Genomic DNA, 18,163 nt, shown 5'->3' with positions numbered 1-18,163 from the left:
CTTAAAATGTCGTCCAATGGCCAGCAGCTTATCGCAAGCAACTGAACAATGACCCTGTGGGTGCTCGGACTGAATCACCAGACCGCACCGGTGGAACTGCGCGAACGCGCAGCCTTCGCCGGTGATGCGTTGCCGCGCGCGCTCGGTTCGCTGCGCGATACCCCGCAGATCGCCGAGGCGGTACTGCTGTCCACCTGCAACCGCACCGAGCTGTATGCCGTGGCCGAGTCCGCGCAGGCACTGGACCAGTGGCTGCACGCCCAGGCCGGCGACCTGCAGGGCTATCTGTACCAGCACGCCGATGCCGATGCCGTGCGCCACCTGTTCCGGGTGGCGACGGGGCTGGATTCGATGGTGCTGGGCGAACCGCAGATCCTGGGCCAGGTGAAGGATGCCTGGTCGACCGCGCGCGACCACGGTCTGCTCGGCCAGCGCCTGGACCGGCTGTTCCAGCAGACGTTCTCGGTGGCCAAGCGCGCGCGTACCGATACCCAGGTCGGCGCCAACCCGGTATCGGTGGCCTCGGCAGCGGTACGCCTGGCACAGAACGCATTTGCCCGCCTGGACGATTCCACCGTGCTGCTGGTCGGTGCCGGCGAGACCATCGAACTGGCCGCGCGCCACCTCAGCGAAGGCAAGGTGCGGCGTCTGCTGATCGCCAACCGGACGCTGGCCCATGCGCAGGAACTGGCCAGCCGCCATGGCGGCGTGGCGCTGCCGCTGACCGAACTGGAGCGCCACCTGGCCGAGGCCGATGTGGTGTTCTCGGCCACCGCCGCCCGCGAACCGGTGATCCACCGCGCCGCGGTGGCCAACGCCCTGCGCGCACGCCGGCACAAGCCCATGCTGCTGTTCGACCTGGCCGTGCCGCGCGACATCGAGGCCGACGTTGCCACGCTCAAGGATGCGTTCCTGTACACCGTGGACGATCTCGAGCGCGCGGTGGAAGACAACCGCCGCAGCCGCCGCGAGGCTGCCGCCGAAGCCGAGACGATCATCGACCTGCAGGTCTCGCGTTTCGTCGAAACCCTGCAGGCCAGTGCCCACCAGGCACCGCTGCGGCAGCTGCGCGCCTTCGGCGAGGCCACCCGTGCCGAACTGCTGGAACGCGCGCGCCAGCAGCTGGCCAACGGCAAGCCGGCCGACGACGTGCTGGAACTGCTTGCCCACGGATTGACCAACCGCCTGCTGCACCCGCCGACCGCCGCCCTGCGCGCGGCCGCACTCAGCGGCGATGCCGACCTGACCCGCGCCGCCGAGCGCCTGTTCCCGGCGACGCCGGGTTACCGCCACCCACCTGTGAGAACCGATGACGCCGACCCTGCGCCGTAAGTTGGAAGCGCTGGCCGAGCGCCGCGAAGAACTGGAACGTCTGCTCGCCGAACCGGAGGTGGTCGCCAACAATGCGCGCTTCCGCGATCTTTCGCGCGAGTTTTCCCAGCTCGAACCGATCGCCACCGCACTGGCCGATGAAGCACGCGCCAAGGCCGACCTGGCTGCGGCCGAAAGCATGCGTGCGGACCCGGACCTGCGCGAGCTGGCCGACGAGGAAATCGCTGCCGCGCAAACCCGCCTGCAGGAACTGGAGCAGGAACTGGCGCTGCTGCTGGTGCCACGCGACCCGCGCGATGAAGGCAACCTGTTCCTGGAAGTACGCGCTGGTACCGGTGGCGACGAGGCGGCGATCTTCGCTGGCGACCTGTTCCGCATGTACGCCCGCTACGCCGAGCGACAGGGCTGGAAGGTCGAGATCGAATCGGACAATCCCGGCGAACATGGCGGCTACAAGGAAGTGGTGGCGCGCGTGGTCGGCCGTGGCGCGTTCTCGCGCCTGAAATTCGAATCGGGCACGCACCGCGTGCAGCGCGTGCCGGCCACCGAATCGCAGGGCCGCATCCACACCTCGGCGGCAACCGTGGCGATCATTCCGGAAGCCGACGAAGTCGATGAGATCGTCATCAACCCGGCTGACCTGAGAGTCGACACCTACCGTTCCTCCGGCGCCGGCGGCCAGCACGTCAACAAGACCGAATCGGCGATCCGCATCACCCACCTGCCCAGCGGCGTGGTGGTCGAATGCCAGACCGAGCGCAGCCAGCACGCCAACCGCGACAAGGCGATGAAACGCCTGAAGGCGCAGCTGCTCGATGCCGAGCGCCAGCGCCACGACGCAGCGCAGGCCGAATCACGGCGCCTGCAGGTCGGCAGCGGCGACCGCAGCCAGCGCATCCGCACCTACAACTTCCCGCAGGGCCGGATCACCGACCACCGCGTGGAAGGGCTGACCCTGTACGACCTGCCCAACGTGTTGGCCGGCGACCTGGACCCGTTGCTGCAGCGATTGAGCCACGAGCACCAGGTCGACGCCCTGGCCCAGCTTTCGGCGGGCTGACCAGCATGTCGGCCTGGCAGCAGCGGCAGCAACTGCAGCAGGCGATCACACGCCAGCCCGGCGACTTCGTCGCCTGGGTGATGCTGGCCGACCTGGAACTGGAAGCCGGCGACATTGCGGCCGGCGAGCAGGCCGCGCGACGCGCGCTGCAGCTGCGGCCCAATCATCCTGAAGCACTTGCCCGGCTGGGCCGGGTGGCGTGGATGGCAGGAGCGCATGCCGATGCCGCCAAGCTGCTGGGCCAGGCCTCCGCGCTGGCACCGGAGCACCCGGGCATCGCGTTGTGGCTGGGGCACGCGCTGGAAGATGCCAATGATGCGGAAGGTGCATCGGCAGCCTATCGCCGCGCGCATGCACTGATGCCCGGTGAACCCTATATCGCCGCACAGCGCCTCGCCTGGCAGCGTCGCCTGTGCGATTGGCAGGACGTGGATGCGCTGGCCGCGCAGGTGCGCGGTGCGCTTGTGTCCGGCCAGGGCGTGGTCGAACCCTTCGCGTTCCTCAGCGAAGACGCCAGCGCAGCCGAACAGCTGGCTTGCGCGCGTGCGCGGGCCTTGGTCGTGGCGGCGTCAGTGCGGCCACTGCCCCCGGTGAAGCTGCGCGAACGAGGTCCACTTCGCGTGGGCTTCCTTTCCAACGGCTTCGGCGCCCATCCCACCGGATTGCTGACGGTGGCGCTGCTGGAACACATGGGCCAGGACCCGGCCTTGCTGCTGCATCTGTTCGCGCTCAATGCCGATGATGGCAGCCGCATCCGCCAACGCCTGCAGACCGCCACCCGGCTGCATGACGTGGCGGGATTGCGCCATGCCGATACCGCCGCGCGCATCCGTGCACAGGGCATCGACCTGCTGTTCGACCTGCGCGGCTGGGGCGGCGGCGGCACACCGGAAGTACTGGCGATGCGCCCTGCCCCGCTGCAGCTCAACTGGCTGGCCTACCCCGGCACCTCCGGTGCACCGTGGCTGGACTCCGTGATCGCTGACGACTTCACGCTGCCGCCCTCGCTGGAACCGCACTACAGCGAACGTGTGCTGCGCCTGCCGCGCGCGTTCCAGCCTTCGGACAACACCCGCACGCTGGAGCCGGCACCGGACCGCGTGGCGTGCGGGCTGCCCGCGCAGGGCACGGTGTTCTGCTGCTTCAACAACAGTTACAAGCTCAACCCGCGCAGCATGGGCCGCGCGTTCGCGGTGCTGCAGGCCGTACCCGGCAGCGTGCTGTGGCTGCTGTCCGGCCCCGGCCAGGCCGATGCGCGGCTGCGTGCCGCCGCGCAGGCAGCAGGGCTCGATCCGGCACGTCTGGTGTTCATGGCCAAGCTGCCACATCCGCAGTATCTGGCCCGCTATCAGTTGGCCGACCTGTTCTTGGATACGAACCCGTACAACGCCCATACCACCGCATCGGATGCCCTGTGGGCCGGCTGTCCGGTACTGACCTGCCCCGGCGCTACCTTCGCCGCGCGTGTGGCCGGCAGCCTCAACCATCAGCTGGGGCTGGAGCACATGAATGTCGCCGACGACGCGGCCTTCGTCGCCACCGCCAGCGCACTCGGCAACGATCCGGCCGCCTTGGCCGCAGTGCGCGCCGAGCTGGCGCAGGCACGCGAACACAGCGGCCTGTTCGACATGGCGGCTTTTGCGCGCGATCTGTCCGCACTGCTGCAACAGCTGGCCCGAGAACAGGGCTGGCAGGGCCTCGACACGCCCTGACATCGCCCTGCGCTACGCTCGAGCCTCCTTTCGGCGTGGTATGACGATGGCCAAGCTCAAGCGCAAGGAATACGACGAACTGCTGCAGCCGCTGCAGCTGGAACTGGCTGCGATGGCGCGCTGGGTGCAGCACAGCGGACAACGCCTGCTGGTGCTGTTTGAAGGACGCGATACCGCCGGCAAGGGTGGCGCGATCCAGGCCATCAGCGAGCACCTCAACCCACGCCAATGCAGGGTGGTGGCGCTACCCAAACCCACCGACCGCGAAGCCACGCAGTGGTACTTCCAGCGCTACGCCTCGCATCTTCCGGCTGCCGGCGAGATCGTGCTGATGGACCGCAGCTGGTACAACCGCGCCGGCGTTGAACGGGTGATGGGCTACTGCAGCGAGACCGAATACCAGCAGTTTTTGCGCCAAGCACCGGTGTTCGAACAGCTGCTGGTGGATGACGGCATCCTGCTGTTCAAGTACTGGCTGTGCGTGGACCAGGAGCAGCAGGAAAAGCGCTTTGCCGAACGTCATGTCGATCCACTGAAAGGCTGGAAGCTGTCACCGGTGGACCTGAAGTCACGCAGCAAGTACAGCGCGTACACCGAAGCGCGCGAGGCGATGCTGCGCGCCACCCATCGCGACGGTGCGCCGTGGACGCTGGTGGATTTCAACGACCAGCGGCTGGGTCGCCTGACCCTGGCCCGCAACCTGCTGGACCGGTTGCCGGACACGCGGGTGGATGCACCGCTGCCGGAGCTGCCGAAGCTGAAGGGCAAGCTGCATCGCGAGCACTACGACGTGCTGAAGCCGATCGAGGATTTTCCGGTCGAAGAATAGGGTTGGTCGGCAGGGCCTGCGGCCCTGCACCTGCAGAGGCAACGTCAACGTCAACGTCAAAAGCGGGCCTTCTGTGAGTTGGCGGGGCGGTGCCGGAGTGCGGGGACGCCGCAAGTACGTCCCTGTAGGCTTGGCCGCGGCATCCATGCCGCGGACACCCCGCACTCCGACACCGCCCCACCTCTGACAGATTTCCGGCGTCTGATGGATCCACTTCATGCGTGGATGAATCTCCATCGGAATCGCATATTTCGACAATTCATCGAAAATCATCCACGCATGGCGTGGATCTACGTGTCGACCAAAGTCGACACCCACCAAGAGCAGGCCATACCATCCCGACAGTTCGCGGAGATCTGTCGAAGGCGGGGTGGGTCCGGTTGCGGGGGTGTAAGCGCCATGGATGGCGCGCCCAAGCCTCCAGGGACGGATTCACGGCGTCCCCCGCAACCGGACCCACCCCGCCATCCCACGGAATGCCCGCTGTTGCTTTGGCCTTTGCCTTTGCCTTTGCCGTTGCCGTCGATTCGGCGGGTGCAGGGCGCAGCCCTGCCGCCCACCCCTTACTTGGCAGCCGCGATCTGCTGTTCGATGTCGGCTGCGGTGACCGGGCCCAGGAAGCTGTGCGCCAGCTTGCCCTGCGGATCGATCAGATGGGTCAGCGGCAGACCGCGCGGGGTGGCGAAGTCGGCCGGCGGATCGAACGGATCGACGATCACGATCGGATAGGTCACCGGATGCTTGGTCAGGAACGCCTGCATCTCCGGCGCCTCGATGTCCTCGTAGGCCAGGCCAACCACTTCGATGTTGCTGCGCATGGCATGCAACGCCGACAGCTCGGGCATTTCCTTGCGGCAGGGCGCGCACCAGGTCGCCCAGAAGTTCACCACCACCCACTTGCCACGATGCGTGGCCAGATCGTAATCGCTGCCATCGACCGCCTTCATCTTCAGCGTCGGGAACTCGGCAGTGACACGCTCGGCGGGCGTGTCCTCCACCGGCGCCGGGGCGGCCGGGGTCGGAGCCTGCGCCGGCGGCTGGCTGCTGGCCGGGGTCGGCTCCTGCGCGGGTTTGCAGGCGGCCAGGGCCAACAGCACAGCCAGCAGCAACGGGGTCTTGCAGGTCATGGGGCGTCTCCAGAATCAAGGTAGATATCGCTGACGCGACGCTTGAGGCGTTCACGCAGCGGCAGGCGCAGCTCATCCAGCGCAGCCAGTGCGGCCCGGCCGAGGCTGTCATCGCGATAGGGCAGGTGTTGTTCGGCCACCGGAATACGCAGCTGCGTGCATTCGTACAGATCGCCCAGGCTGACCTGCTCCAGGTCGCGGGCCAGCAGCCATTCGCCGCGCTCATCGCGGCGCAGCAGGCCGATGCCCTCCAGGTTGCAGGCAAGGTCCTGCAGCAACGAGTCGGTCAACATCGGCTCCAATCGCAGGATCTCGTCGTCGGCCAGGCCCTTGCCTTTGGCGCGTGCGTGCTGGAAGCGCCCGAGCAGGCGCAGCAGGCCATAGAACTCGTAGCCCTGCGGCAGGCGCAGTTCCACCGGCTGGTAGCGGAAGGCCGCCATCGACGATGCCAGCGACGCGCCCAGCAGCACGGCCACCCAGCACAGGTAGATCCACAGCAGCAGGATCGGCACGAAGGCCACCGTGCCATACAGCTTCTGGTAGGACTGGAAGCTGCCCAGGTAAGCACCGATGCCCCACTTCACCAGCTCCAGGATCACCGCGGCGAGAATCGCGCCTGGAACCGCGTGGCGCCACTTCACGGTGTGGTGTGGCACCACCCGGAACATCAGGGTGATGCAGACGAATTCGATCAGGATCGGCGCCAGCCGCAGCGCGAGATCGGCCAGCCAGCGTCCCTCCTGCGTGCCGAACAGCGGCATCGCAAATACCCGCGCCGACACGGCCAGTGACGCGGCGGCGAGCATCGCGCCGAGGGTCAGCACCGTCCAGTAGACCAGGAAGCGGGTCAGCCGCGGCCGGCTGCTGCCGACGCGCCAGATCTGGTTGAAGGTCTCTTCAACACTGTTAAGGGTGATCAGCAGCGAGATGACCAGAGCGATGAAGCCGGCCGCAGTGAGCTGCCCCGCGCTGGCCGAGAACTGCCGCAGGTAGCCTTCGGCAGCGCGCGCGGCATTGGGCACGAAGTTGGAGAAGACGTAGTCGCTGAGCTGGTCGCTCCAACGATCGAACACCGGGAAGGCCGAGAGCACGCCGAATACCACGATCGCCAACGGCACCAGCGCGAACACCGTGGTGTAGGCCAGCGCGGCGGCAGCCTGGAACAGGCGGTCGTCGAGGAAGCGGCGCCACAGGAAGCGGCCGAAGCTGGCGGCGCGTGCGCGATCCCGCGCGCGCTCCATCCACAAATTGAGCGTATCCAAAGGTTCCATCGGCGAAAGGGTACCCGATGCGGAATCGATGCAGGATAGCCATACTGGCGTCCACACGATGAGGAGAGCTGGGCGCGATGGGCGAAATCCTGGTGCTTTACTACAGCCGCGGCGGTTCGGTGGCACGGCTGGCGCGCCAGATCGCGCGGGGCATCGGCGAGGTACCGGGCATGACTGCGCGGCTACGCACGGTGCCGCCGGTGGCCGCCGTCACCCAGACCGCGCAGCCGCCGGTGCCCGACGATGGCGCCCCGTATGTGAGCGTGCAGGACCTGGTGGAATGCCAGGGACTGCTGCTGGGCAGCCCCACCCGTTTCGGCAACATGGCCGCGCCGGTCAAGCATTTCCTCGACGGGCTCGGCGCGGAATGGGTGAACGGCACGCTGGCGGGCAAGCCGGCCGGGGTGTTCACGTCCACCGCGTCGATGCATGGCGGCCAGGAGTCGACCCTGCTGTCGATGCAGGTGCCGCTGCTGCACCACGGCTGCCTGATCGTCGGCATTCCGTTCACCGAGCCGGCGCTGAGCCACACCACCAGCGGCGGCACGCCGTATGGCGCCAGCCACGTGGCCGGTGCCGCCGACGACCCGCAACCAACCGACGATGAGGCGGTGCTGGCACGGGCGCTGGGCCGGCGCGTGGCCGACATCGCGCAGCGGCTGGCGCGATGAGCGCCGCGCCGCGCACCGTGCTGCTGCTGGCCTTGATGGGGCTGGCGGCGCTGTTTGCCGGCTGGTTCATCAACGACAGGCACTGGCTGGCCACCCAGCTGGTGTTCACGGCACCACCGCTGGCGCTGGCCATCGCCCTGCGGCTGGGCTGGCGCAAGGCCGGGTTCTGGGCGGCAGTGCTGGCCCTGGGCTGGTTCAGCCACGGCGTGATGAGCGCCTGGAGCCATCCCGAGACCCGCTGGCTGGCACTCGTCGAAATCGTGCTGGCGCTGCTGGTGATCTTCGCGGCCAGCCTGCCCGGCCTGCGCGCCCGTTTCGGGCGGCGGCGCTGACGCTGCGCCCGGTGGGCCGTATCATCTGCGTTCCCGGCCCCGCGCCGCTGTACCTGCCTTGGTTTCGCGCATGCACATGATGGAAGAGCTCCTGGTCGTCACCACCGGTGGCACGATCGACAAGATCTATTTCGACGACAAGTCGGACTACCAGATCGGCGACCCGCAGATCGGCATGATCCTGCGCGAACTGGGGGTCACGTTCCGTTTCAACGTGATTCCGATCCTGCGCAAGGATTCGCTGCACATCAACGACGACGATCGCGAGCTGATCCGCGCGACGATCGCTGCGCAGCCCACCCGCCACGTGCTGGTTACCCATGGCACCGATTCGATGGTGCAGACCGGCAAGGTACTGGCGACGATTCCCGACAAGACCATCGTGATGACCGGTGCACTGAGCCCGGCGCGTTTCCGTGGTTCGGATGCGGAGTTCAACATCGGCTGCGCGATCGGTGCGGTGCAGTCGCTGCCGTCGGGGGTGTTCATCGCAATGAACGGTCGGATCTTCGATCCGCAGCATGTGCGCAAGAACGTGGCGGCGAACCGGTTCGAGTCGGTTTGAGGGATTGAGGCGCGCTGTCGCGCGTCGGCGTTTCGGTTGCTGTAGTGGTGAGAGGCTCAGGCTCCCATCGCAGGACACGCCGTAAACCCATCCATGGGGGCTCGATGGCGCCATCCATGGCGCCAACGGTCCTGCGATGGGAGCCTGAGCCTCTCCAGACAGTTGCCGATGCGCGGCCAGCAAGGTCAAGCGCAGAGCAAGAGCAAATGCACTGCTGCACATTGCTTTCTTTGCTTCGCCGCCCCTTAAAAAAAACACCCCGGCCGAGACCGGGGCGTGCCCATGGAGAGGGGCTTGGGCTCAGTACTGGGCGTTGAGGCTCACGCCCGAGAAAGTGCTGTAGGCCTTCACCCGCACGTACCAGGTACCGGCAGCAGGGCTGTTGACGGTGCAGGTCTCGTTGTTGCCGCTCAGGTACGGGCGGCAGGTGTAGACGGTGTCGGTCGGGGCACTGCCCTGGCGCAGGTACAGGTCGGCATCACCGCTGCCGCCGCTGATCGCCACGCGCAGCTGCGAACGGCCTGCCGGTACGTTGACGGTGTAGCTGAGCGATGCACCACTGGCTGCACCCAGGCCCGTTACCGGCACGTTGTTCTGCAGCTCGTTGCCACCCGGGTTCGGATTGCCACCGCCATTGATCGCGGCTGCCACGGCGGCATCGGCGTCGATGATGCCGGCGCCGCAACCACCCGAGCAGGCCCCTGGCAGCGGACGCGCGGTGCTCTTGATGATGCTTTCCACCTGCGCCGGGCTGAGCGGGCTCGGTGCCACCGACTGCATCAGTGCCACCACGCCTGCCACGTGCGGCGCCGCCATCGAGGTGCCGTTGTAGGACGCGTAGCTGGCGCTGCCCGGGGTGGTAGTGCCGCTGTTGAGGGTGGACAGGATGCTCTGGCCCGGTGCGGAGATGTCGATGCCGGTGCCGTAGTTGGAGAAGCTGGCACGCGCCCCAGCCGAGGTGGTCGCCGCCACCGCGATCACGTTCGGGCAGTTCGCCGGTACCGCGCTGGAGACGTTGGTGTTGCTGTTGCCGGCAGCGACCACCACGGTGGTACCGCGGCCGACTGCGCCGTTGATCGCGTTCTGGTAAGTGGTCGAGCAGCTGCCGCCACCGCCCAGCGACATGTTGATGACCTCGGCCGGGTTGGCGTTGGCCGGCACACCGCTGACCGTGCCACCGGAGGCCCAGACGATGGCGTCGGCGATGTCGGAGGTATAGCCGCCGCACTTGCCGAGCACGCGCACCGGCACGACCTTGGCATTGAAGGCAGTACCGGCAACGCCGGTGCTGTTGTTGGTCACCGCGGCGACCGTGCCGGCCACGTGGGTGCCGTGCCAGCTGGAGTTCGAGCCCGGGTAACCGGCCTGGCACTCGTTGTCGCCGTACCAGTCACCCTCGTCGTTGGGATTGCTGTCCCGGCCACCACCATCGCGCGCCATCGCCGCGTCGCTGATGAAGTCATAGCCCGGCAGGATGTTGGCGTTGAGGTCGGCATGGTTGGTGATGCCGGTATCGATCACGGCCACGACCACGCCGGTGCCGGTGGCCTTGTCCCAGGCCGGGCGCACGTTGATCGACGCGTTGGACGTGCCGAAGCCCCACTGCTCGCTGAAACGGGTGTCGTTGGGGGTCAGCGTCGCGCGCATGATCTGGTCGACTTCGACGTATTCGACGTTCGGGTCGGCGGCAAGCTTGCGCATCAGCAGTTCGGATTCGGCCTGGTCCAGCGCACGGTCGGTCCTGACCACGGTGGAGCCGACGGCAAGCTTGCGGACCTGCTGCAGGCCCAGCGCGCGGCCCTGGCTGCTGGCGATGCCGGCAGCGGCAGTCTTCAGCGAAGAGGCGAGCGCGGTGGTGTTGGCCACCGGCGCACTGCCGTCGCGGTACTTCACGATGAACCGCTGATGGGTCGGCGCGGACTGCAGGCCGCTGAGCTGGACATCACCGGCCAGCGCAGGCGTAGCCAGCAGCAGCGATGACAGGACGGACGCGCCAAGGACCACCCACACACGACGCACACGCGGTTGCGTTACCTGGGACATCGGATTTCCCTTCTAATGGTAGGAATGCCGGAATCGGCAGAAGCACCGGCCTGAACCGTGGGCTGGCTTGCAATGGCGAGGTTCGGGTCCGGCGAGCCAGCGGATCCCCCTGACCATCCGCTGTGTTGATGACGCTAGTGGCTCAAACCGGACACCACAAGATTTTCAGCGTCTTTTCAGCAAGATGAAATGTTGGATCTGAGACTTTCCGGGTCGAGGGTTTGTGAAGGTGAAGGAACTTTCGCGTCACCTGCACGGACCTGACTGCGGAATGTCCTGTCCCGCCATGTCTTTGCCGACATCGGCGTCGGTAGATTGGGGTCAGATCCCTTTTCCTATGGAAAAGGGATCTGACCCCGGGCTCACAACGCAGAAAGCCCGTCACCAGGACGGGCTTTCCAGGAAGGCAGCCGGGCATGGCCCGGCTCCAACATCCAGCGCAGGCGATCAGCCCAGCTTGACCAGCCAGCCATGACGGTCCGGCAGGCGACCGTACTGGATGTCGGTCAGTTCCTTGCGCAGCGACATGGTCACTTCACCGGCCGGCGCATTGATGTCGCCCACCGAGAAGCCTTCGCCCTTGAGCTGGCCGATCGGGGTGACCACCGCAGCGGTACCGCAGGCGAACACTTCGGCGATCTCGCCGGAGGTCACGCCCTGCTTCCACTCATCGATGGTGACCTTGCGCTCTTCGACCTTCATGCCGCGGTCGCGGGCCAGCTGCAGGATGCTCTCGCGGGTGATGCCTTCAAGGATGCTGCCGGACAGTTCCGGCGTGACCAGCGTGCCGTCCTTGTAGACCAGGAACACGTTCATGCCGCCCAGTTCTTCCAGGTACTTGCCTTCGACCGGGTCCAGGAACAGCACCTGCGAGCAGCCCTGTGCCTGCGCCTTCTGCTGCGGCAACAGCGAGGCGGCGTAGTTGCCACCGCACTTGGCCGCACCGGTGCCACCCTTGGCCGCACGCGCGTATTCGGTGGACAGCCAGATCGACACCGGGGCGACGCCCTTGGCGAAGTACGGGCCGGCCGGGCTGGCGATCACGTAGTAGCCGGCCTTGTGCGCGCCGCGCACGCCAAGGAACGCCTCATCGCCGATCATGAACGGACGGAAATACAGGCTGGACTCGTCGGCCGACGGCACCCAGGCGCTGTCGACGGCGATCATCTGCTTCAGCGATTCGACGAAGATCTCCACCGGCAGTTCCGGCAGCGCCAGGCGCTGCGCCGAACGCTGCAGGCGACGGCCGTTGGCATCGGGGCGGAAGGTCCAGATCGAACCATCGGCATGGCGGTAGGCCTTGATGCCCTCGAAGATCTCCTGGCCGTAGTGCAGCACGGCCGCGGCCGGATCCAGCTGCAGCGGACCATAGGCACGCACGTTGGCGTTGTGCCAGCCGGTGTCCTTGTCCCAGCGCACTTCCACCATGTGGTCGGTGAAGTGCAGGCCGAAGCCCGGCTTCTCCAGGATCTGGGCGCGCTCTTCAGCGCTGCGCGGGTGGTCCGAACGGGTGACGGCGAAGCTGGGAATGGACTGGGACACCGGAGATTTCCTGTTCTGGTTGCGGGTAATGCCGGGCCCGCGTCACTGCGGGCCGTGGGTCAAAGCATGCCGGTTTCGAGGCGCGCAGCCTCGGACATCATGTGCTGGTTCCACGGCGGATCGAAGACCAGCTCGACGTCGGCCTCGGCCACCGTCGGGATCATTTCAAGCTTGCTGCGCACATCGTCGACCAGGATGTCGCCCATGCCGCAGGCAGGTGCGGTCAAGGTCATCTTCACGTCGATCTCGCGCTGCCCTTCGTCCAGGTGCTTGATCTCCACCTCGTAGACCAGGCCCAGTTCGACGATGTTCACCGGAATCTCCGGATCGAAACAGGTGCGCAGCTGCTGCCACACCAGTTGTTCCACCTGCTCGTCGCTGGCATCGTCGGGCAGCTCCAGCGGCGCCGGCGCCTCCTTGCCGATGGCATCGCCATCCTTGCCGGCGATACGGAACAGATTGCCCTCGACGAACACCGAATAGCTGCCGCCCAGCGCCTGGGTGATGTACCCATAGCTGCCGGCGGGCAGGGTCACGGTGTCGCCCTGCGGGACCATCACGGCCTCACAATCGCGTTCGAAGTGGACAGGTTCGCTGCTACGGGAATACATGGGGACCGATATGGGGCTGCGGCATAAGCCACGCAAGCGGCCATTCTAGCGTAGGCGCCCCGCCCTCGCCGGTGCACTGCGGCAAACCACAGTATCCTGTGGGCGACCTTCAGGAGCTTCGATGTCCTCCAATGCCGCACGCGCCAGGACCGTTACCTGGCTCTGGCCCTTCATGTTGTTGCTGGCGCTGGCCACCGCCCCCCTCGCCTGGATGCTGATCGCCCTGTTCACCGGCCGTCCGGTCGGCTGGATGGCCGTGCTGACCGCCCTGGAACTGGTGTTCATGCTGCGCTTGGGCACGCTCGGTCCCGGCAAGCTGCGTATCGCCTTGGTCGTGCTGGGCACGCTGCTGGTAACCGCAATCTCGAACTGGGCCATCGCCAGTGCCTGGATGGGCGGATCGATGGGTCTGAACCCTTGGGACGCCTCGCTGCGGATGGGACCGCATCTGGCCTGGACGCTGATCACCCTGGCCAACGGTGTGGTCGAATGGCTGTGGCTGGCGGTGGGCGTGGCCGTAGGCGCCTGGCTGGCGCGTTGATCGCGCCGGTGATGCCCTGGTAGATCCACGCCACGCGTGGATGGGGTGGTTGAATCCGGGGTCAGAGCCCTTTCCTGCAGAAAGGGATCCGACCCCAACCTTCAATGCCCGCCGTCGAGCGCCTTCAGCTCGCTGACCAGCGACGCCGCTGCCTCGGCACCATCTCCGTACAGCATGCGGGTGTTGTCGGCGTAGAACAGCGCATTCTCGATACCGGCAAAGCCGGTGCCCTTGCCGCGCTTGATCACCACCACGTTGCGCGCGTTGACCACGTCCAGTACCGGCATGCCGTAGATCGGACTGGCCGGATCGGTGCGCGCCACCGGATTGACCACGTCGTTGGCACCGATCACCAGCACCACGTCGGTGGTGGCGAATTCGGGATTGATGTCGTCCATGTCCGCGATCAGGTCATACGGCACACCCGCTTCGGCCAGCAGCACGTTCATGTGCCCGGGCATTCGCCCGGCCACCGGGTGGATGGCGAACTTCACCTTCACCCCGCGCGTGATCAACCGCTGCGCCAGCTCCCAGATCTTGTGCTGGGCCTGGGCCACGGCCATACCATAGCCGGGCACGATCACCACACGTTCGGCAAAGCCCATCATCGCGGCCACGTCGGCCGCTTCGATGGGCTTCTGCGAACCGGATATCGCCTGCGCTTCACCACCGGCGCCAGCGCCGAAGTTGGAGAACAGCACGTTGCGGATCGGCCGGTTCATTGCCTTGGCCATCAACCGGGTCAGCAGGATGCCCGCTGCGCCAACCATCATGCCGGCGATGATCAACGCCTCGTTGCCCAGCACGTAGCCTTCAAACGACACCGCCAGGCCAGTGAACGCGTTGTACAGCGAGATCACCACCGGCATGTCGGCGCCACCGATCGGCAGCGTCATCAACACACCCAGCGCGAGTGCCAGCACGAAGAAGGCGACGATGGCCCAGGTGCTGAGCGTGCTGGCAGCGATGATGCCCAGCACCACTACGGCCAGCGCCACCAGCAGGTTCATCACCTGCTGGCCCGGCCAGGTCACACGCTTGTCGAGGCGGCCATCGAGTTTGGCCCAGGCAATCACCGAGCCGGACAGCGACACCGCACCGATCGCTGCGCCGACCACGGCCAGCACCAGCACCGTGCCGGACGGCTGGCGCGCGGCCAGGTCGGCCAGCGCCTGCGCGCTCCAGTGGGTGGTATCGCGGTTGACCAGGAAGGCATAGCGCAGCAGTTCCACCGCACCGATGGCCGCCGCCGAGCCACCGCCCATGCCGTTGTACAGCGCGACCATCTGCGGCATGTCGGTGACCGCGACCTTGCCCGCCGACCACCAGGCCAGGCCGGCACCCAGCAGCAGTGCCACCAGGATCAGCGGCACGTTGTGCAGTTCGGGCAGGAAGAAGGTCGCCACCGTGGCCAGCAGCATGCCCAGCCCCGCCCAGCGGATACCGCTGCTGGCGGTCATCGGCGAGGCCATGCGCTGCAGGCCGAGGAGGAACAGCGTGGCGGCGACCAGGTAGCTGGTCTTGACCAGCCAATCGAGCAGTTCGACGGTGCTGATGTTCAAGCCTGCGGCTCCTTCGGTTCATCGTTGCCGGTCTTGCGCACGCTCGGCTTGAACATTTCCAGCATGCGCGCGGTGACCACATAGCCACCGGCTGCATTGCCGGCGCCGAGCACCACGGCAAGGAACCCCAGGATCTTCTCCAGCGGTGTCTGCGCGTGCCCCAGCACCACCATCGCGCCGATCAGCACGATGCCATGGATGAAGTTGGAGCCCGACATCAACGGGGTATGCAGGATCACCGGGACCCGGGAAATGATCACGTGGCCGGCAATGGCGGCCAGCATGAAGATGTACAGCGCCACGAACCCGTCACTCATCGGCAACGCTCCCGCTCTGTCTTCGTCGCCCCATCATAACCACGGGCTGAACCCCGCGCGCGTCCCGGTCAACCACGGCCGCGCTCACGCGTTGTCGATGGTGACCCCTGCCGAGGAACCGTACCCTGTGCTGGTGAGCAGCCCTGCCCCCTCAACCACCGATGCCGACGCCGTTCCGGCCTCGCTGGAAGCGTTCCTGGCCAGCGTCGGGCCGCGCGCCTTCCGCTTCGCCGAGGCCGGCCTGCGCCAGCGTGATGACGCGCTGGATGCGGTGCAGGACGCGCTGCTGCGCATGCTGGACTACGCCGACAAGCCGGCAGCCGAGTGGGCGCCGTTGTTCTGGAGCATCCTGCGCCGGCGGGTGATTGACCTGCAGCGCCGTCGCCGCTTCCGCCTGCCGTTCTGGCGCGACAACCAGGACGCCGACGGCGGCGAGATCGACTGGGCCGACCCCGGCCCGGACCCTTCTCAGGCACATGAGCAGCGCCAGCAGTACCAGCAGCTGGTGCAGGCACTGCGCGAACTGCCCGCCCGCCAGCGCGAAGCCTTCACCCTGCGCGTGCTGCAGGATCTGGACGGCGCTACCACCGCCCGCGCCATGGGCTGCAGCGAAGGCGCAGTGAAGACCCATCTGGCGCGCGCTCGACAGGCGCTGCAGAATCAACTGGAGATGCACCCGTGAACCGCCCTCTGCCATCCGATGACGCCCTGCGCAGCCTGCACGCGCAGTCGTTGCAGGCGCTGTCGCCGGCCACGCTGGCACGCCTGCGTAGTGCCCGTCACAGCGCTGTCAGGGCGCACGCCGGTCGCTGGCGCTGGTGGCTGGCCAGCGCCTGTTCGCTGGTGATCGCGCTGGGCATCGGCGTCCAGTTCGTCGGCCCGGACGAACATCAAGGCGCTGCCACCGCGCCGATCGTGGCGGCGGAAGAAGACAATGGCGTGCTGTACGACGAGAATCCCGATCTGTACCTGTGGCTGGGCGACAACGACCTGGCGATGGAGTGAACCATGTTGCGATACCCCTCCCTGCCCCTGCTGATCGCCCTGACCCTGCTGCCAGCTGCACCGACACTGGCGCAGGCCACCGCACCGGCGCCTGCCACGCGGCCGGCACCTGCTGCCGTGCCTCTGCCGAACTGGGAACAGCTGAGCCCGACCCAGCGCGAAGCACTGCTGGCTCCGTTGCGCGACCGCTGGAACAGCGCCGATCCCGCGCAGCGCCAGCGCATGCTGTCGCACGGCCAGCGCTGGCAGTCGATGAGCCCGGAGGAACGCGACAAGGCCCGCCGCGGCCTGCGCCGCTTCGAACACATGAGCCCGGAACAACGCGAGCAGGCCCGGGCGTTGTTCGGCCAGATGCGTGACCTCAGTCCGGCCCAGCGCGATGCCATGCGCGAGCGCTGGTCACAGATGACCGCGGACGAACGCAGGGAATGGGTGCGCGACAACCCGCCGCCGGCGAAGCCGCGGTAACCCGCTATATGCAGGCGAGACCGGGGTCAGATCCCTTTGCCTGCGGCAAAGGGATCTGACCCCATGCCGATCATGCCTGCCAGCGGGTCTTGGCCAGCAGTTCGTCTTCCCAGTCGAAGCCAAGCTGGCCTTCGCGCACGAACAGGGCGACGAAGTTCATCAGGTTGCGCGCATACATCTCGCTGGCCTGGGTTGCGCCCAGGCTGGCCAGGCCCAGCGGGCCGTCGATGGTCACACCCTGGTGCTCGATGCATTCGCCGGACTGGGTCAGTTCGCAGTTGCCACCACTCTCGGCGGCCAGATCGACGATCACGCTGCCCGCTGCCATGCCTTCGACCATCGCGGCGGTGACGATCGTCGGTGCCCGCCGTCCCGGCACGGCGGCAGTGCAGACCACCACGTCCACGCTGCGCAGATGGTCGCCGAGACGACGCTGCTGTTCGGCGCGCTCGTCATCGGTCAGCGCCCGCGCATAACCGCCCTCGCCCACCGCACTCACCCCGAGATCGAGGAAGCGCGCACCGAGCGACTGGATCTGTTCGCGGGTTTCCGGGCGCACGTCGAAGCCCTCCACCTGCGCACCCAGGCGGCGCGAAGTGGCAATGGCCTGCAGGCCCGCGACACCGGCGCCGATCACCAGCACCTTGGCTGGACGCACGGTACCGGCCGCCGTGGTCAGCATCGGAAAGAAACGCGGCGCACGTTCGGCAGCGATCAATGCCGCCTTGTAGCCGGCCATGCCCGCCTGCGAACTGAGTACGTCCATCGCCTGCGCGCGCGTGGTGCGCGGCAGCTGCTGCAGCGGGAACAGGTGCAGGCGGTCATCCGAAGCCAATGCGGCCAACGCCGGGTCAGCCGCCGGGGTCAGCAGGCCGACCACACTCGCGCCCGGCTTGAGCTGGGCCAGCACCTCGGCGGGTGGCGCCTGCACGCACAGCAGGATGTCGATCTCGGCCCAACGGGCGGCGTCGAAGGCGCGGGCACCTGCGTCGTCGTAGGCGGCATCGGTGAAGCCGGCGGCCTGACCCGCACCGGGCTGGTACCACACGGTGATGCCCAGCGCACCGAGCTTGCGCGCCGTCTCCGGCGTGAGCGCAACGCGTCGTTCGCCCGGCGCGGTCTCCTTGATCCCCAGCAACACCACGGCCATGCAGATTCCCGCTGATCGGTGAGTG

The 18,163-nt window shown here is 67.2% G+C and carries 19 protein-coding genes; 11 read left to right on the top strand and 8 right to left on the bottom strand.

The annotated features are described in order from the left end of the window. Positions 1-48: 48 nt before the first annotated feature. Genes hemA through ppk2 form a run of 4 tightly spaced genes read left to right on the top strand, consistent with a single transcriptional unit; the run spans position 49 to position 4,933 of the window. Entirely contained in the window at positions 49-1,332 is a 1,284-nt protein-coding gene (gene hemA / locus ACEF39_RS03720; protein WP_500287026.1) for a glutamyl-tRNA reductase, read from the top strand. Beyond that, entirely contained in the window at positions 1,310-2,392 is a 1,083-nt protein-coding gene (gene prfA, locus ACEF39_RS03715) for a peptide chain release factor 1 (protein ID WP_500287025.1), read from the top strand. The genes hemA and prfA overlap by 23 nt, the downstream gene beginning before the upstream one ends. A gap of 5 nt (positions 2,393-2,397) precedes the next feature. Further along, positions 2,398-4,104, top strand: coding sequence for an O-linked N-acetylglucosamine transferase, SPINDLY family protein (locus ACEF39_RS03710; protein WP_500287024.1), 1,707 nt, complete (start codon positions 2,398-2,400; stop codon positions 4,102-4,104). A gap of 46 nt (positions 4,105-4,150) precedes the next feature. After that, positions 4,151-4,933: a polyphosphate kinase 2 gene (ppk2, locus tag ACEF39_RS03705; protein WP_500287023.1), complete on the top strand. Its 783-nt coding sequence runs from the start codon at positions 4,151-4,153 to the stop codon at positions 4,931-4,933. A 563-nt stretch (positions 4,934-5,496) separates the two neighbouring features. Here the strand turns inward: ppk2 and ACEF39_RS03700 are convergent. Both ACEF39_RS03700 and ACEF39_RS03695 read right to left on the bottom strand, forming a co-directional pair. Further along, positions 5,497-6,060, bottom strand: coding sequence for a TlpA family protein disulfide reductase (locus tag ACEF39_RS03700; RefSeq protein ID WP_500287022.1), 564 nt, complete (start codon positions 6,058-6,060; stop codon positions 5,497-5,499). Then, a complete protein-coding gene (locus ACEF39_RS03695) occupies positions 6,057-7,331 on the bottom strand; it encodes a YihY family inner membrane protein (RefSeq protein ID WP_500287021.1) in 1,275 nt (424 codons plus the stop codon). Before ACEF39_RS03695 ends, ACEF39_RS03700 begins: the two co-directional genes overlap by 4 nt. A 77-nt stretch (positions 7,332-7,408) precedes the next feature. Between ACEF39_RS03695 and wrbA the strand changes: the two genes are divergently transcribed. The 3 genes from wrbA (at position 7,409) to ACEF39_RS03680 (ending at position 8,899) form a co-directional block, all read left to right on the top strand. Further along, positions 7,409-8,002, top strand: a complete 594-nt coding sequence (gene wrbA / locus ACEF39_RS03690; protein WP_100463139.1) for an NAD(P)H:quinone oxidoreductase — start codon at positions 7,409-7,411, stop codon at positions 8,000-8,002. Then, positions 7,999-8,334, top strand: a complete 336-nt coding sequence (locus ACEF39_RS03685) for a DUF2069 domain-containing protein (RefSeq protein ID WP_500287020.1) — start codon at positions 7,999-8,001, stop codon at positions 8,332-8,334. Before wrbA ends, ACEF39_RS03685 begins: the two co-directional genes overlap by 4 nt. Positions 8,335-8,413: 79 nt before the next feature. Next, the gene (locus ACEF39_RS03680) at positions 8,414-8,899 is read left to right on the top strand and encodes an asparaginase domain-containing protein (protein ID WP_500287963.1); all 486 of its coding nucleotides are present in this window, start codon (positions 8,414-8,416) and stop codon (positions 8,897-8,899) included. Between the two features lie 300 nt (positions 8,900-9,199). Here the strand turns inward: ACEF39_RS03680 and ACEF39_RS03675 are convergent, their stop codons facing one another. The 3 genes from ACEF39_RS03675 to sufT form a co-directional block, all read right to left on the bottom strand. Then, on the bottom strand, positions 9,200-10,942 hold the full coding sequence (locus ACEF39_RS03675; RefSeq protein ID WP_500287019.1) for a S8 family peptidase: 1,743 nt from the start codon (positions 10,940-10,942) through the stop codon (positions 9,200-9,202). 447 nt (positions 10,943-11,389) lie between these two features. Next, positions 11,390-12,484 (bottom strand): branched-chain amino acid aminotransferase, encoded by a 1,095-nt coding sequence (locus ACEF39_RS03670; protein WP_447944678.1) that lies wholly within the window; start codon positions 12,482-12,484, stop codon positions 11,390-11,392. A 59-nt stretch (positions 12,485-12,543) separates the two neighbouring features. Then, entirely contained in the window at positions 12,544-13,095 is a 552-nt protein-coding gene (sufT, locus tag ACEF39_RS03665; RefSeq protein WP_025877975.1) for a putative Fe-S cluster assembly protein SufT, read from the bottom strand. A gap of 121 nt (positions 13,096-13,216) precedes the next feature. Here sufT and ACEF39_RS03660 point away from each other — a divergent pair, with 121 nt between their 5' ends. Beyond that, entirely contained in the window at positions 13,217-13,636 is a 420-nt protein-coding gene (locus ACEF39_RS03660) for a hypothetical protein (protein ID WP_500287018.1), read from the top strand. Between the two features lie 101 nt (positions 13,637-13,737). Here ACEF39_RS03660 and ACEF39_RS03655 read toward each other — a convergent pair whose 3' ends face one another. Both ACEF39_RS03655 and ACEF39_RS03650 read right to left on the bottom strand, forming a co-directional pair. Continuing rightward, the gene (locus ACEF39_RS03655; RefSeq protein WP_500287017.1) at positions 13,738-15,198 is read right to left on the bottom strand and encodes an NAD(P)(+) transhydrogenase (Re/Si-specific) subunit beta; all 1,461 of its coding nucleotides are present in this window, start codon (positions 15,196-15,198) and stop codon (positions 13,738-13,740) included. Next, positions 15,195-15,515, bottom strand: coding sequence for an NAD(P) transhydrogenase subunit alpha part 2 (locus ACEF39_RS03650; RefSeq protein WP_089238935.1), 321 nt, complete (start codon positions 15,513-15,515; stop codon positions 15,195-15,197). Before ACEF39_RS03650 ends, ACEF39_RS03655 begins: the two co-directional genes overlap by 4 nt. Positions 15,516-15,612: 97 nt before the next feature. Between ACEF39_RS03650 and ACEF39_RS03645 the strand changes: the two genes are divergently transcribed. The 3 genes from ACEF39_RS03645 to ACEF39_RS03635 are packed head-to-tail and all read left to right on the top strand — an operon-like array spanning position 15,613 to position 16,988. Continuing rightward, positions 15,613-16,197, top strand: coding sequence for an RNA polymerase sigma factor (locus ACEF39_RS03645; protein WP_500287016.1), 585 nt, complete (start codon positions 15,613-15,615; stop codon positions 16,195-16,197). Further along, complete coding sequence (locus ACEF39_RS03640) at positions 16,194-16,520, top strand: hypothetical protein (RefSeq protein WP_500287015.1); 327 nt, start codon at positions 16,194-16,196, stop codon at positions 16,518-16,520. The genes ACEF39_RS03645 and ACEF39_RS03640 overlap by 4 nt, the downstream gene beginning before the upstream one ends. A gap of 3 nt (positions 16,521-16,523) precedes the next feature. Next, on the top strand, positions 16,524-16,988 hold the full coding sequence (locus ACEF39_RS03635) for a DUF3106 domain-containing protein (RefSeq protein WP_500287014.1): 465 nt from the start codon (positions 16,524-16,526) through the stop codon (positions 16,986-16,988). A 70-nt stretch (positions 16,989-17,058) separates the two neighbouring features. Here the strand turns inward: ACEF39_RS03635 and ACEF39_RS03630 are convergent, their stop codons facing one another. Continuing rightward, positions 17,059-18,138, bottom strand: a complete 1,080-nt coding sequence (locus ACEF39_RS03630) for an NAD(P) transhydrogenase subunit alpha (RefSeq protein ID WP_500287013.1) — start codon at positions 18,136-18,138, stop codon at positions 17,059-17,061. Positions 18,139-18,163: the final 25 nt, after the last annotated feature.

Origin of the sequence: Stenotrophomonas indicatrix, from assembly GCA_041545745.1 — a bacterium.
In the GTDB taxonomy this organism is placed as follows: Bacteria; Pseudomonadota; Gammaproteobacteria; order Xanthomonadales; family Xanthomonadaceae; genus Stenotrophomonas; species Stenotrophomonas indicatrix_A.
This window is presented reverse-complemented; position numbering and strand designations above follow the sequence as displayed.